General features: G+C 50.9%; 10 protein-coding genes. All 10 read right to left on the bottom strand.

Annotation, left to right across the window (positions count from 1 at the left end; genetic code table 11):
* Window positions 1-283: 283 nt before the first annotated feature.
* On the bottom strand, window positions 284-1,954 hold the full coding sequence (locus E1757_RS11185; protein WP_133227802.1) for a response regulator: 1,671 nt from the start codon (window positions 1,952-1,954) through the stop codon (window positions 284-286).
* On the bottom strand, window positions 1,932-3,698 hold the full coding sequence (locus E1757_RS11190) for a sensor histidine kinase (RefSeq protein ID WP_165972075.1): 1,767 nt from the start codon (window positions 3,696-3,698) through the stop codon (window positions 1,932-1,934). Before E1757_RS11190 ends, E1757_RS11185 begins: the two co-directional genes overlap by 23 nt.
* Before the next feature lie 121 nt (window positions 3,699-3,819).
* Window positions 3,820-4,881 (bottom strand): SIS domain-containing protein, encoded by a 1,062-nt coding sequence (locus E1757_RS11195; protein WP_133227806.1) that lies wholly within the window; start codon window positions 4,879-4,881, stop codon window positions 3,820-3,822.
* A 41-nt stretch (window positions 4,882-4,922) separates the two neighbouring features.
* The gene (locus E1757_RS11200; RefSeq protein ID WP_133227808.1) at window positions 4,923-6,929 is read right to left on the bottom strand and encodes an alpha-amylase family protein; all 2,007 of its coding nucleotides are present in this window, start codon (window positions 6,927-6,929) and stop codon (window positions 4,923-4,925) included.
* Between the two features lie 19 nt (window positions 6,930-6,948).
* Window positions 6,949-7,914 (bottom strand): D-2-hydroxyacid dehydrogenase, encoded by a 966-nt coding sequence (locus tag E1757_RS11205; protein WP_133227810.1) that lies wholly within the window; start codon window positions 7,912-7,914, stop codon window positions 6,949-6,951.
* 39 nt (window positions 7,915-7,953) lie between these two features.
* Window positions 7,954-8,832 carry a carbohydrate ABC transporter permease gene (locus E1757_RS11210; RefSeq protein WP_133227812.1) on the bottom strand — a complete coding sequence of 293 codons (879 nt, stop codon included), beginning with the start codon at window positions 8,830-8,832 and terminating at the stop codon, window positions 7,954-7,956.
* 16 nt (window positions 8,833-8,848) lie between these two features.
* On the bottom strand, window positions 8,849-9,802 hold the full coding sequence (locus tag E1757_RS11215) for an ABC transporter permease (RefSeq protein WP_133227814.1): 954 nt from the start codon (window positions 9,800-9,802) through the stop codon (window positions 8,849-8,851).
* A 10-nt stretch (window positions 9,803-9,812) separates the two neighbouring features.
* Entirely contained in the window at window positions 9,813-11,525 is a 1,713-nt protein-coding gene (locus E1757_RS11220; protein WP_133227816.1) for an extracellular solute-binding protein, read from the bottom strand.
* A gap of 389 nt (window positions 11,526-11,914) precedes the next feature.
* Window positions 11,915-13,315 (bottom strand): MATE family efflux transporter, encoded by a 1,401-nt coding sequence (locus E1757_RS11225; RefSeq protein ID WP_342774565.1) that lies wholly within the window; start codon window positions 13,313-13,315, stop codon window positions 11,915-11,917.
* 392 nt (window positions 13,316-13,707) lie between these two features.
* Complete coding sequence (locus E1757_RS11230) at window positions 13,708-15,843, bottom strand: alpha-amylase family protein (protein WP_165972076.1); 2,136 nt, start codon at window positions 15,841-15,843, stop codon at window positions 13,708-13,710.
* Window positions 15,844-15,908 lie beyond the last annotated feature (65 nt).

Genomic DNA, 15,908 nt, shown 5'->3' on the forward strand with positions numbered 1-15,908 from the left:
AACAGTCTATCACTCATCAGCAGTGGATTGTTCGGCTTTTATTAATTGTACCGTTAGCTTCTGAAAAATAAGATCAGCCATCCATGACGCTGATGCGGCATGGATGGCTGATACGTTTTATTCCCGAATGATTGCCGATGCATCTCAATAGCCACTGTAATTTCGGCAAAACTCCAGAACAAATCGGGAAATAATGTGATTAATCATTATAAGGTTAATCGTGCGCTTCTCTCAGCTCGCCATGCTGCGGATTTTCTGTCCTTATCCTGCAACCGGCGGCAGTTTAACCCATGATGATGCCGTTGTAATGTCTGCACTTGAACTCCTGCGGAGTTAAGCCGTAAAATTTTTTAAATACTTTGATAAAGTAGTGGGAGGTTTGGTAGCCGAGCAGATTGGCAATATGGTATACCTTCAGTTTATTGTCCTTGAGCAGTGCCGCCGCTCTCTCCATCCTGCATTTTAATATATAGTCGCTGAACCCTTCTCCCGTCTCCGACTTGAACAGCTTTGACAAATAAACGGGATGCAGACCGACCCGGTCGGCAATGGTTTGCAGCGACAAGTCCTGATCCAGATGTTGATGAATATAATCGGTGACACGATCGATGGCATAACGCCTTGAATCGTGGGTGCAAGGATTCAAATCGTCCCGGATAATTTCCAGAACATATCGCACCCATCGTTCAAGCTGCTGCAGCGTATGAAACGGATTCGTACGATTCGGCTGCATCGCGTCCTTACTGACGATATCGCTAAGCCGTTTCCCGTTCCGGTGGGAAATATAATTAAAAGCGCCCGCAAAGCCGTAAAAAGCCTCGTTCAATATTTCCGGGGAATCGCGCCATTTATCGGACAGCTCCTCAAAAATGAGCTTCACCCGCTGCTCGACGTGCTCCCATTTTCCGGCGTCCATCAGGTGGTGGAGCATCGGAGGCTCATACAAGGTGCGGAGAGCATGAACGGAGGGAGACTCCATATCGTCGTTCGCCGCAACGTAAAATGGTTTGTCTTCGCCGATCCGCCGCCGCATGACGCTGATGCCAAACTGATACGTGGACGGAAGCCCGCCCGGAAACGATACCCATTGGGGGATCAAAAGTATGGAGATGCTTCCTTTCAAGAAGCGGCGGACATCCAGCTTAAGCGTCACTGCGGCGTTTTCCAGCTGCTTCAGCTGCAAATCCCCTCCATCGCTGCAGACCGTCACCAGATCCGGATTCAGCTTGCGTTTTAGAATATACACCAAATAACCGTGCACATCCTTAAAGCTCCACAGGTAAAAGGAGGAACCGAAAATGTCTTCGGTCAGGTTCGTTACCGCATATTCCATTAATGAAAGCTCAGGGCGCATGCTGCCATCTATAAGACCATCCTCCGGGCGAATGAGCATCATGATAACCGCGTCTCCAAATTGAAACGATAGCTCCAGCCGCTCCAGCTTGGACACCATCGCTTCTCTGGAGATGGAGCGACCCTCGACGAGCTCCTGCAGCAAGCTTCCGCGCAATAACGGGTAATTTTCGCGAAGCGTGTAAATGGACTGATGGAATTGATGCTTCCTCTGCCGCTCCGCGTTCAGCTCTTCGATGCTGCTTATCAAAATTTCCCGCAGCTCCCCGGTGTCGACCGGCTTCATCAAATAGCGGGTGATCCTATATTCTATCGCCTGCTTGGCGTATTCAAAATCAGCATATCCGGACAAGATGATGAATTGCGGCAGATGGGTTGCGGTAGACCGCACTTTTTCGATCAGCTGCAGTCCGTTCATTTCAGGCATGCGGATGTCGGTAATGACGATATCGATCGGATGCATGCTTATGAGCTCCAATGCCTCATAACCGGAATAAGCCTTGGAAATTCGGGAGATGCCGATTCCATCCAAGGATGAGACAGTATGAGCGAGGCTGTCCACTTGCGCAGGATGATCGTCAACGATCAACAGATGAAACATAAGCCGTGTTCCCCCTTTCGATTTGATGTTTATCCATCTTGATCGTAACTCGAAGTCCTCCGAGCGGAGAAGAGGAAAACACAAGTCCCGATTTCGCGCCGAAGCGCTGGATCAGTCTCTGATGCACATTCCATACCCCGAAGCCTTTGCGCTCGTTCATCGGCTGGTTCATATCCTCATTCAGCTGTGCGGTCAGCTGCTCGCTGGAACCGGCCCCATTATCGTCTACGATCAGGATAGCGGCTTCGTCTGTCAGCTCGCCCTCGATTCGAATGAGCCCCGCCCCAAGCTTCTGCTCGATACCGTGAACGATCGCATTCTCCACGATTGGCTGCAAAATCAGCTTCGGAATTTCCAGCTCCATCATCGCTTCCGGCACAATCACCTCATAATCGAGCCGCCAAAGCTGCAGCTTATGTATATTTAAATAGTTAACAACAACGTCCAGCTCGTTGCGAAGCGATGTTTGTTCAACCTCCAGACGGGTCGTATACCGGTAATATTTGCTGAGATGCTGCGTCATGGCTATGATCGCTTCCTTATTCTCAAGCTGCGCCATGCTCTGAATAAACGCCAGGCAATTATACAAAAAATGCGGATTGATTTGCGATTGAAGCTGCTTCAACGTCGCGTCGCGAACGCGGATGCTCTCCACGAACACCTTTTCGATCAGCTCTTGAATTTGCGCGGCCATCGAATTGAAATGGCTGAACAGAATCGTAAATTCGCTGTTTGTGCGTTTCGCCAACCGTGCCGAGAAATTTCCGCGCTTCAGCTGATAGACGGCCTTGAGCAGCTCCCGGACCGGTACCTGCACGTTGCGGTACAGCAAGTAAGCGGACAAAATACCCGTAACGAGAAACAGCGTAAAGCATGTATAAAACAAATTGCGGCTTGTCGTAATCGGGTTGAGCACTTCCTCCAACGGCAAAAAATCAATCAGCATCCAATGCAGCGTGTCCGATTCCGCGTAGTTGACCACATACTGCTGATTGCGCAATTCGATGGTCCGGCTGCCGGTCCCGCTCAATTCCTTCATATCCAACCGGCTGATCAGCTGACCGACCAATTCCTTATCCGTACCTGACGTTACGATGGGTTCATAATCGGGGTGATAAAAAAACGGCTCCTCATTGCCGCCGTTCTTAAATTGGTCGAGCATGATCTGAATGTTGCGGGCCGCGAAGGCGACCTCTATGATCATATTGGCATGCGCGATATCGTTAAACAGGATCGAAGGCTCCGCCGAATGCCGGATGAAAAAATATTCGGGACCGAAGTCGGTCACTTTTTTTTGGTAGCCCCACATGGGCGAATAATACTGCTGGAAATAGTTCAAATTGTACTTTGCGGCAGGGTTGCTTGTAATGAATTGTTCCATGCTCGGAGAAAAAATCGTGATTTCGTTAATCCAGCTGTTGGAAAGGCTTTGCAGCTTGATTTTTTCGCTCAATGTCTGCCGCAATTTAATCGAGTCGAACAAATCGTAGGACTGATGAACCGTCTGAAACTTAACGGCTTCCGGCTCCTTCCCTAACGTATAGGAAAGCTTGGAAAATTGATTCACCGCCGAATCGACCTGAGACAGAAAAAAGGATAGCCGGTTCAGGCTCGACTTCTCGATTTCGTCGCGTACGACGCCCATACTGACCTGATTCGAATACGTATACAAGATCAGGATGGGAATCAGGAGCAGCAAAACCATCACGAAAATTTTGGTGAAAATACTGACCTGTCTGGACAATAATAAAAAGCCCCCTTCATGTGGAATGTATCGGAATCGTGTATACGTTCCTATCATCTCGCAATTTTGCGATGGGCGGAAGGGGGACTTTTTGTCTTCTCATGCCATCTGAAGCTGTCGGCTAACGGTTAAAGGCGGCGCGAAACTCGTTCAACGCCTTGCCCTTATCGGGATTTACGCGGAGCAGTGAGTCATAAACGGTCGCATAATCAAACAGATGGGTAAGCGAGCACAGCCGGGACAGCCGGCTCTCTCCCCTGGAGCGCACCACGTGCACGGCGCCCGCGCGGCTCCCAAGCACCTCGGCCGTTGCTTCGATGCGTCTGCTCATTCGTTCGTGATCCTCCGCATCCGAGATGAGCGTCACATGAAAGCGGTCCATGCCCGCCTCGTCCCAGCCGTATGCTTCGTCGTGATGCAATGCGGACATCGCGTTGGCGAATGCCATCCTTCCCCCGTTTTCGGCGAGCTGGTACTTCAACCGGTAAGCCGCGCTGTCGGTAAATGGCAGCGTGCCGTAGACGATCGGAATTTGGCCCTGCCATTCGGCGGCAAGCTGCTTGGCCAGGTTATTCTCGATCGTTGAGGCGGGCCCGTAGGATGACGCAAGCATGGGCATCAAAGCGATCGTCTCCGAAATATCGGATGCCGGGTCCGGAATCAGGCCCATGCGATGTAAAATAACAAGCAGCGGAATGAGCACATGGCTAGTCGAGATCAAGCGCGGAATTTTGCCGGCAGGCAGCGGAAAGAATAACCCTCCGCGCTCTTTAACCAGATCGGCGATTACGCCGCCGGCTGTCATGGCAGCTACATTGGCTCCCGCTTCGATCGCGGAACGGCAGGCGCTCGCCATCTCCTCGGACCCCCCGGAGTAGTTGACGATAAAGACGAGCGAGTTGGCGTCTACATAGGCCGGCATATGGTAAGCTTGATGCAATATGACCGGAACTCGCGCCGTATCCGATAGCATGGATTTCACTTGGCGCAATGCCGCAACCGGCCCGCCCCCCACGCTGCAGAGCACAATTTCGTCGATTGGCCGACCCAAGCTTGAAACAGGCAGCCCTTGCGCTTGATCCAACCCTTGCCGGCACAGGTCTCCGCACTGCCCGAGCTGAGCTAATAGCTGCTGCGTATCCGCTTGTGTCAAAGCCGCTGTGTCGTTAATATCGATTCCCATTTGGCTAACCGCCCTTCATCGGATTCATTTGTTTCCTGACGCTATGATTGGTGTAAAACGATAGCGGCGAATTGCTGCAATACCGGCAGCTTGACGGTCACAGCGTCCTCCCGGGACTCCAATTGCACAGGCTGGCCGCTTGCCAGCTCCTCCGCCCGCCGGCAGGGGCCGATCCCCCGCAAAGTAATTTCCAAATCGTGCATCGGTATCGGCTCGAGATAGGTTACGCCGTTGAAGCCGGATACGTTGACCACATGCAGCATGCAGGTTTGTCCGTCAATCCGGTTGAGCATGATTTCAGCCTGGGGCGACGCTTTGGCCGTCAGCACATAGCCGCCCTCGGTTACATGGTCGATCACATCCAGAAGCACGTTTTTATGATCCTCGTAACCGTATTTGTAATAGTGCTCGCCGGGATTCCAGGGCAGATAGGCGGCCGCTCCCGACGAGCCGCTTCGATGTATGGCTGCGCCAAACGATTCGGATACCTGGTGACCGGAGGCGCGTTCCGGCGGCCCGAACGTCGAAGGAGTAACAAACCGCAGGACGCCCCTGCATGCCGGAGCAAATTCGACATGACCGAAATAATCGTCTAGCATGATCCAGTCCCGCTCCGCAAAACGACTGAAAATACGTTTCTCGGCGGCTGCCAAATAGGCGGAGCGGACAGCCTTGTCTTCTCGGTAAGACATGACCTTGAATATGTCGCGCAGCAGCTCCCGGTTTGCATCATCCGCCGTGAAGGACCGGCCTGTCGCAAGCAGATGAACCCCCGACGCGTGCAGCTGCCGGAATAAAGCGAGTGGTTCCGCTTGAAACCCGGCAATATCGGGAATGAGTATCATCCGGTAACGATGCAGCTTGTTCTCCTGCCGAAGCAAGTCATTCTCATGAATAACGTCGAACTGGATATGCTGCTCCTTCAGCACCTTAAACATGCCTAAATATTCTTTGGATGCCGTTTTGCGGGTCCCTCCGGGCTTAATCAGCGCCAGGTCCGCCAACGATTGGAAGCGTCCGTAATAGCATTCATTGTCGGCATGATAACGGAAAATGCGTTGGACATCGGCAAAATTAGCCCGGTCAGGGTACCCGTCAAACACCCCGATAATGCAAAAATCAAGTCCCGAGCCGCTCGCCAAAGCCTCGTAGAGCCTCAGATTCATTTCATGATGCGACACCGCAGTGAACCGGTAAAATAAATCGATGGCATTGATACAGCAATTGCTGATCAGCTTGTCGTCCCAGGTGTCCTCCAGCGATTTCACGTTCTCCGAAGCGGAATACAGCCAGACCGGATGCGGCCGGGTGATCGCGGTGTTCGATTCCTTGCGGACAATATCCACCTTATGCTCGTTGTAAGTGGAGATGGCGATCTCCCGCGGTTTGCTCTTGACCAGCTCGTGGATACGGTCCAGCATTTGCTTGGTCGTAACATCCTGAAACTCCTTATAAACGCGGAATACAGGATCGCCCGTGTCTTCGCTATCCGGTAAATCCAGTCCGTACATGTCCATAAACCGGAGCTTGCAGTTGTCGCAAAAGCATGTCCCGTAGTAATTACCGCTGTAATCCCAATTCTGATAGCCGAACATATTGAAAAAGATGCCGTCGACATCATAATTGGAAATGACCTCATCGATGATTTTCAATGAATATTCCCGTTGGTAATACCCGTTCAGACATGTGTGGACAATACCATAATAATTCACTTCCTGCCCGTCTTTCGACCGGTAAAACCACTCCGGATGCCGTTGAAAAATCGATTCATGCGCCTTGCTGAAGTCAAACCGGGCAATGAACTTCATGCCGTTCGCATGCGTCTTGTCGATCGCTTCCTTCAGCAAATCCTTGGTTTGTCCGGCCGCACGGTACTGGTGTTCAAGGACGGTCGGATAAAAAGCGACGATGCCGCCGGCGTTCATCATCAAGACATTGGCCGAAAAGCGGTTCAACTCGTTCATAAGCAGGTCAACGTCCAGATTGCAGTCGATTTCACGGAGATTGTTTTGAATCAGACGCAAATTGTTGCGGTCCCACCAGGCCACGGCGTTCTCCCCCTCCAACTTAATAGCCCTTGCCGTAAATGCGGACATTGATCATGTCATCGCGGCTGCCGGACATATATTTCTCGAGATTGTATTTGAACCCTTGGGTAAACCGTCGGTCGAACCCGTCTCCCCCTCCGGCGCAGTGCGGTGTAATAAGCACATTGTCCAGCTCCCAGAACGGGCTTTCCGGAGGCAGCTTGCCCAGCTTGAATTCTTCGACGAATACGTCCAGACCGGCACCGCCGATTTTCCTGTTCCGCAAGCAGTCGAGCAGTACTTCCTCGTCGATTAAGGCGCCCCGCGAAATGTTAATAAGGATCGCATTCGGCTTCATCCGCTTAAATTGCTCTTCACCCAGCATATTGGCTGTCTGGTCGGTTAACGGCAAGGTCAACGCAATATAATCGCTTTGGCCAATTACCTCATTTAATTGATCCAGCGTATACGTCTCGTCAAATTCGGGCAGCTCTCTACCGTCCGTATTGATCCCCAGCACCTTCATCCCGAAAGGTCTGGCCCGAATCGCCGTTTCCGTTCCGACATCCCCCGTTCCGATGACGGCGAGCGTTTTCCCGCTAAGGTTGACGACACCGCGAAGTCCTCCCCAGGACCGCTCCAGCTGTTTTTTGTGCAGCTCCATGCTTTTACGGGACAGCATCAGCATCTTCGTAATGATGTCTTCCGCAATCGGCACGCCTAGCGAGCCTCTGGCATTGATCACGATCACATCGCGGCTTTTCAAGTAATCCATAGGCAGTCGTTCGATACCGATATGGGGCACCTGCACCCATTTTACCGATTGGCATTTTTCCAAAAAGCTTTGCTGCAGCGTCCGGTGGTTGGCAACGATCACCTCCGCATCCGCATACGCCCCGGAGTCGATAAGCTCCTGTTCCGTTTGAAATGGTACGAGCTGTATGCCTTTCTCCTTCATCCAAGCGGCATCGTCAGGTTTAAATGGATACGTTGAAACCAGTTTCATGATTCGTTCCTCCTCAATTGTAAGCTCAAATTATTCCTTTTATTCCTTTACGGAACCAAGCACCATGCCTTTGACAAAATACCGCTGCAAAAACGGGTACACGGCCAGGACGGGCAGCGCGCCGATAAAAATTTGCGAGGCTTTCACCGTACGCGGCGAAATATTTTTAATATCGTCCTCCGTCAAGCCAAGCTTGGTAAAATCCTCGGCGACTATAATGGAACGGAGAAACGTGGACAACGGATAACGGCTCGCATCGGACATGTAGATCATGCCGTCAAACCATGAATTCCAATGGTGCACCAACGTAAACAGCGAGATGGTAGCCATCGCAGGCAATGATATCGGAATGAATATCCGGAACAGCGTCGTAAAATGCCCGGCACCGTCGATCAGGGCCGCCTCCTCGAGCTCTTTGGGCAGCGCGCGAAAGAAGTTAAGCATAAGAATGAGGTTCCAGACGCTCACCGCTCCGGGAATGACCAACGCCCAGATCGTGTTGGTCAGCCCCGTTCCTTTCACGACCAAATAGGTTGGAATGAGTCCGGCATGAAACAGCATCGTAAAAACGAAAAACCACGAATAGACCGTTCGGCCGCGGAAGCGGCCCTCTTCCTTGGCCAACGAATAGGCGGCCAGTACAATGACGGTCATCGAAATCAAGGTTCCGAGCAAGGTTCGCTGCACGCCGATCCAAAGCGAGCGTATGAAATTATCGTTGCCGAGCGTTTCCATGTAAGCCTCGAAGGTCAGATCGACCGGCCAGAACGTGACGATGTTCCCCATCGCGGCCGCACTCGAACTGAGCGATATCGAGAAGACATGAATCAAAGGCAGTACGCAAAGCACCGCAAGCAGCGATAAAAACGTCGTATTGCATATTTCAAAAATACGGTAGGCCTTCGATTTGTAGGGCATATTCGCTCACATCCACTTAAAAGATTCGGTAATTCGCAAATTTATAAGCCAACCGGTATGCGAACACCACAAGGATAAAGCCGATCACGGATTTGAATAAACCGACCGCCGTTGCGAAGCTGAATTGTCCGCCGACGAGCCCTACGCGATAGACGAACGTATCGATAATATCGCCTTTACTGTATACCAGCGGGTTATACAGATTGAAAATTTGGTCGAAGCCGGCGTCCAATACTTTGCCAAGCGCGAGCGTCCCCACCACCGCCATGATCGGTAAAACAGCGGGTACGGTAATATGAACCGTCTGCTGCCAGCGATTCGCGCCGTCCACTTCGGCGGCTTCGTAAAGCGACGGGTTGACACCGGCCAATGCGGCCAAATAGACAATCGTTTGAAAGCCGAAATCTTTCCAAATGTCGCTTACGACTACCGTAAACCGGAACCAGCTGCCATCTCCCAGAAAAAAGATCGGTTGAACGCCGAACAGGCTTAAAAATTGATTGACAATCCCGTTGACCGAAAGCAGATCGATCAAAATGCCCCCCAGGATGACCCATGAAATAAAATGCGGCAAATAGACCAATGTCTGGATTGTTCGTTTGAAGGCGGTTTTTCGCACTTCGTTCAACAGCAAGGCAAATACGAAGGGCACAGCCAGATTGAACGCCATTTTCAAGCTTGAAATGACGATCGTATTCACAATGACCTGTTTGCTGTCGGGATAGGTGAACAAATAAGTGAAGTGATCCCATCCGACCCATTCCGAATTCAGTATGCCGAGCCACGGCTTGTATTCCTTGAATGCGATAATGACGCCGAGCAGCGGGATGTAATTGTAGATCAGTACGATGACGGCCGCCGGAAGGAGCAGCACATGCAAGCTCCATGTTTTGCGGAAATACGAGCCTGCTCCCGTTCTTCGCCTTGCTGCAGCCGCCCCGTTCGCCGCCAGCGTTCGCGTGTTGTCCATACGCCCCTCCTTATTTGCGCAAAGATTGATACCATTCGTTGACTTCCTGCGTGATTTGATCGCCGCCGTTCGATTTCCAGTCGCTGACGAATTTATCGAAGGCATCCAACGGAAGCTTGCCGTAAATGATCTGGCTGAACGTTTCCTTTTCCATTTTCTCCAGGAGTTCCTTTTTGGTGCGCATCGTTTTGGTCGGCGCTCCCTTGAATACATCCTTGATGTCGTATTTGTTTTGTTCGACCCGTACTTTACCCGCAAACTGATGGACCGGAACGCGGTCCTTAATGCTGTCTTCAATCGGATTGGCCGGTGCGGCCTTCGGATCGTTGGCGAATTTCATAATCCCTTCGTCATACGAATACGGGCGGTTCAGGTTGGTTCCCCCGATCAGGGATGCGTACGCTTTTGCTTCGATCGGCGTTTTGCCGTCCGGAAGCGGCCATTTGTCCTTGGGCACGCCGTTTTTCTCGAAATCGTAGTAAACCGGCTTGCCATCCTGCATGACATAATCGTAGCCGTCGTGCGTGCCGGTATAAAACGGCGAATCCTTGTCGAAAAATTGGTAGCCGAACATGGTGTTGTAATAAGCGAACCAGGCGTCCATATGCTTGAAGTCTTTGTTGAACAGCATGCCGCGTTTGACCATCGCGGTCTCATTGCGACCGATCTGGCCATCCGGTCCGGCAGGCAGCGGTATCGGCTGGAAGTTGGCCTTTGGATTATTTTTCTGGGTGTCGAGCAGCGGCACAGGGTACATGAAGTATTCCCCTGCTACCAGCCCCGCCGAACCGTTAACGAAAGCTTCGGCAGCTTTGTTGGCATCCTTCAGCCCCGCTTCCGGATCGATGTAGCCTTTCTGCATCCATTCCCGCAGCTTGCCGAGCGCCTGCTTGACCGAGGGCTGGATGGAGCCGTATACCAATTTGCCGTCCTTATCCTTGCCCCATTGGAACGGGATAAAGCTGCCGTAGGCGCCGAACACCCAATCCGCCGTTGCCCGTGAGCCGTTCACCCTGTCCTTCATGGACAAGGCCAGACCGAACGTGTCCTTTTTACCGTTTCCGTCAGGGTCCTGATTCGTAAATGCATCGAGAATCTTGTCCATATCGCCGATCGTTTTGGGCTGAGGCAAATTCAGCTTCTCGAGCCAATCCTGCCTCACCCACATAATCGTTCCGCCTGTTAAGCTCTCGTAAAAAGGAATCCCATACGTTTTTCCGCTCCGTTTAAACATATTGAAGCCGTCCGGATATTTCGCGTAAAGATCTTTGATCCGCTGAGGGGCATACTTTTCAATCGCATCGTCGACGGCCAGCAATTTGCCGGATTGGATCATCTCATCGATCAGCGTCGTGTTGGATAGCTGGAAAGCGTCGGGCAGCGGATCGTTGCTGGCCAGGAGGAGCCGCATCTTTACATCAAAATCGTTATCGTTGTTGACGACAAACTGATGTTTCACAATGATGCCCATATTGTCTTTCATCCATCGGGTATGGACGTTGTCCTCGATCGTTTCGCCCGGCTTGAATTTGACCGTTGGACTAAGTACTCTGCCGGTTGTAATCGTAACTGGCGGATCAAACTTGCCGTTGCTTGATTTCGGACTTTCCGCCGCCGGCTTTTGCCCGCCGGATGGCGATCCATTGGAGCAGGCGACAATGGAGCCCAGGCCCAGCACCGCGATCAGCGGGATGGCCCACCTTTTTTGTAAACGCTTAACCATTCGATTATTGAACCCCCTTCATGTGAATATATATCCTGATATAAAGTGTAATACAGGTTGAGACGGAAAAACATACAACAGTTTCAAGGTTATACCACAATATTAATCTGTACGGGCTCCCATATCCGTGGGCCTGCTTTTTTTACAAAGCAAGGACAAACGGCTTCGCCGTCCTTAGTGAACGTGAGCGTTTGTCAAGGTTGCTCAAGTTAAAAAGGCTTGGCGCATTCACCAAGCCTTTCATTACATTTCGCCCCAAATGTCCGGGATTGCTTGACTATTTTAATAGTTGAATTCATTTTGCTCCCTTTTCGTTTCGCTTATGAATGTTGATCCCAGCAGCAGGATAGCACCTGCACTTTGAAAAAATGAATTCTCATATTTCCGATTCATTTCGCGAACGGCGAGGCCTCCTTACGAAGCAGCTGCTTTATTTTAAGTCCGAACAAAATACAGCAGGTCGTTGCCGCACAAAAATCTGCGATCGGCTCTGCAATAATGACGCCAACCGCTTGCGAATCCATAAATGCGGGAAGCAGGTACACCAATGGAATGAGCAATATGATTTTGCGTAATATTGCGATAAAAATCGAAACCTTCGTCTGGCCGAGAGCGATAAAAACTTGCTGGAACGCTAATTGAAGACCGTAAATACAAGTACCGAGAAAAAATATCCGCATTAATTTCATCGTCAACGCGACTAGCTCAGGTTGATTGGTGAAGATCATTACCGGGAGCCGAGGAGCAAAAACAACGATACTCCACATCGCTATCCCGAAAATAGCACAGAATAGTGTACAATATTTAATCGTCGCTTGAACCCGGGCATAATCGCCCGATCCGTAATTATAGCCGATAATCGGCTGCGCTCCTTGGGCAAAGCTCTGCAGCAGTAAGGTAAATATTTGCATGAGACTGCTCATTATACCCATTGCGCCTATGTACAGGTCTCCGCCATAACGTGCCAGCGAAGTATTGAATACAATCTGAATCAGGCTTTCGGTCGATTGCATAATGAATGGCGATAATCCCAATGCAAGCACGCTGACAGCTGCCTTGGCATTCATCCGAATATGTTTCAGCCTCAGACGCAGATGAGTATGCTTTGAGGTAAGAAACCATAAGACCCAGCCTGCCGAAATGATTTGTGAAATAATGGTAGCCAGCGCTGCGCCTGCGACGCCCATATCCATCCCGAAAATGAAAATCGGATCGAGAATCGTATTAACCGCCGCTCCCACGCATACGGTCATCATGGCCGTCTTAGCATATCCTTGCGCTGCGATAAACGGATTCAATCCCAGTGAAATTAAGACGCTGAACGTCCCCAACGAATAGATGCCCAAATAAGTGTCGGCAAACGGCAAGGTGTCGGGACTTGCTCCGAATATGGTTAGCAGTTTGGTTTTATAAATCAGCAGAATAGCGGTCAAAACCGCCGAAACCATCAACAGCATAAAAAAACAACTGCCCAACAGTTCCTCCGCCTTCTCCTGACTTCCCTCCCCCATTCTAATGGAAGCAAGCGGAGCGCCGCCATAGCCGAGCAAAACAGCGAACGCTGAAATCGCCATAATAATCGGGAAGGCTACGCCGACACCTGTCAAAGCGAGCGTGCCGGTATCAGGCATTCTGCCGATAAACATACGGTCGACCACATTGTATAATGCATTTATGAGCTGTGCGACGATTGCGGGTGTTGCAAGAGACAGTATTAATTTCGGAACGCTCTCGTTGGCAAATCGGACATTAACGTTTATGAAAATGCAGCCTCCCCTCTGTATCCATATTTTACATCATAACATAAAACAAATTAATTTGAAGTGTTTGTTTCTCTATGAGTTTTATGGCTGTATAACGCACCAAATTTGATTTTAATCGTTTTTCACCCATAACATCGAAGGGAACCTCATGATCAACATATAAATTCGTCATATTCAAAATTAGGAGGTTTGCGGACGTCGATTGCCGAACCGAAAATCGCTCTCTTAAAATTAAAATTTGCAGCGAAAAAATGAACAACCTGCTGAAGCGCTTTTACGCACTTCCGCAGGTTTTTGCAGCTGTTCTTCCAAGGACCGGGTAAGCCCTGGCCATAATCCTTCAATCACGATAAGCCATCCCTATTTCGGACGGGGTCCGGCAGTACGAACAATCGGCAACCTCCTCCACCGTCGGCCGCTTACTTGATGCGAATGCAAATTCCGCAGTATTCGTTCAATCGGCTGATGCCAATGCGAAGCTTAACTTGGCCGTTCTCCTGAACTGCGGCGTCCAGCAATTTCACTTCGCCATCGGCGTGTAAGATCTCCAACGCCTCCGCTTCGCTGCCCTGAAGCCGAACTTCAACCTCCAGATTATGAAGTGCGATAATTTCCTGAACGGGCCGGCTTGGCGCGGAGGTCGTATTGATGGCGTGAAGCAGGTAGCAGCCCGGCTCGCGCTTGATCCGATTCAGCTGAAACTGCACGCTCGCCGGAGCCGTTGACTCGATCAGCTGCCGTTCATCCAGCAAGTATTGAAACGCGTTGCGAAGTACGGTCTTGAAATCGTGATGTCCATGCATCCAGACATGCCGATCCACCCCATAAGGCAAATAAACGGATGTGCCTTTCCCATACCGGTTCACGACGCATGTCGGAAATTCCGTTTCAAAGCTTCTGGGCCAAGCTCTTTCCGGGGATTGCGGATAAATTTTCGGCACGTAGGTGATCGGGCATTCCACGCCCGCATTCGGCTTCACAAGCAGATTGACGCCCCAATTGGCAAGCAGCTGCGTCTGTTCAAAGCCTTTGGTCATAGGGTGGCTTCCGCGAACGTATTGATATCCGTATTGCGAGCAATCCTTTTTAATTCCTGTAAACGAGCAGCCGAATACGTCGGCAAGAGCGAGATTATTCCTTGGCGTGCCGTCCGGATCATAGAGCGATGTCTCGAAAGTGGACAACAGGCGCCCGCCGTTATAGACATACCGTTTGATCCGTTCGATTTCTTCGTCCGACAAGCAGGCGCCGTTCGGAATAACGAGACATTTTACCTTGCTCAACGCTTCATCGGTCGCATTTTGATCCAGCACAAAGTCGTATTGGAGTTTGTTCGCGATCAGCGCTTGCTCCAAACCGATTAAATGAGTGATATAAGCGTCTTTGGTCCGGTCGCCGTTGTTGAATATATTGTTGCTGTTGCGCGAGTAGTAGATACTGACGTCGGCTGCAGGCTGCTGGTCGTTCAACAACTCCTCATACTGCTCCATATAGCTGTAAACGTCTTGGCTGAGCAGCGCATTTCTGCGGTCATAGGTCGCTCCGGGATGCTGTCCGTTAAATATGCAGTTCCATAACGAGCCGCCGGCGCTTACGGCCTGCCACATCCAGATTCGCGTTTCCGCCGCCGAGGAAGACACATACCGCAACTCGTTGTTCGTCCCCAAATGGCCGAACAGCATGACCGGCGTTTTGTCCGGCTCCAGACCGTTCAAAAACTTCATCAGCGTGGACGGCGCATGCAGCGCCTCATGGTTCGCCGTGAACAACGGCGTGACCAGGAAATCGAAATGATCTTTAACCTGGTACAGGTCGGAGCTCGTACCTTTGTAATGATCGTAGAACAGTCCGAAAATTTCCGCGCAATAAATTTTATCGTCGCCATGTCGCTTGACACGCTCACGGTAATCTTCAAGATGCCGGTTCAGATTGCCCGCCTTCCAGGCGCGGTATTCATCATAGCTGCGGTCGCTGAATTCTCCTCCGCGGGGCAGCTCCTTGCCCCTATCGTTTCTATAGCTGTCTCTGCAGCTTTCGCAGTAGCAGACGCCGTTTTGAAACGGCGCATTTTCCCATATGCCGTCAATTCCGTACCGCTCAAATAAAATATCGGAAAATTGGAAGGCATGCTCATTGCGGTAATAGCTTAAATAGCAAGGCGCATACAACGGGTTCGGAATGTTCGAAAGATTCGCCCAGAACATCGGCTCGCCCTTTTCATTCACCGCAAACCAATCGGGATGCAAATCGTAGATCCGCTTATCGACGCCGCGAAAATCGACGCGTACAATAACTTTCATCCCTTTGCGGTGGCAAGCTTCCGTCAAATCCTTCAAAATATCCTCGTTCGTCATAAAGGAATTCGGATTCGCAGTCGCCAGGTCATGACGGAAAAAATCGATAATGCCTCCCCCGTTGATGACGATGCAATTGGCATGAACTTCTTCCATATACCGAACGACGCCTTCTGCGTCATAGTTAACGACGTCGGGCTCGCGCAGCACCGTCTGCACAATGCGCAGCTGCTTTTGATACCATTGTTTTTTGTCGCCCATTACCACAATCTCCCTCCTAATAGGGCAAGGGCGGAGAACGATGGCTCTCTCACCCATGCCATGAA

The organism is Paenibacillus piri, assembly GCF_004354045.1.
Lineage (GTDB): Bacteria > Bacillota > Bacilli > Paenibacillales > NBRC-103111 > Paenibacillus_S > Paenibacillus_S piri.

Bases quoted from the DNA above. Each gene is read 5' to 3' on its own strand.
- E1757_RS11205 (WP_133227810.1), bottom strand. From the start codon at position 7,914: ATGAAACTGGTTTCAACGTATCCATTTAAACCTGACGATGCCGCTTGG.
- E1757_RS11195 (WP_133227806.1), bottom strand. From the start codon at position 4,881: ATGGGAATCGATATTAACGACACAGCGGCTTTGACACAAGCGGATACG.
- E1757_RS11215 (WP_133227814.1), bottom strand. From the start codon at position 9,802: ATGGACAACACGCGAACGCTGGCGGCGAACGGGGCGGCTGCAGCAAGG.
- E1757_RS11230 (WP_165972076.1), bottom strand. From the start codon at position 15,843: ATGGGCGACAAAAAACAATGGTATCAAAAGCAGCTGCGCATTGTGCAG.
- E1757_RS11185 (WP_133227802.1), bottom strand. From the start codon at position 1,954: ATGTTTCATCTGTTGATCGTTGACGATCATCCTGCGCAAGTGGACAGC.
- E1757_RS11210 (WP_133227812.1), bottom strand. From the start codon at position 8,832: ATGCCCTACAAATCGAAGGCCTACCGTATTTTTGAAATATGCAATACG.
- E1757_RS11220 (WP_133227816.1), bottom strand. From the start codon at position 11,525: ATGGTTAAGCGTTTACAAAAAAGGTGGGCCATCCCGCTGATCGCGGTG.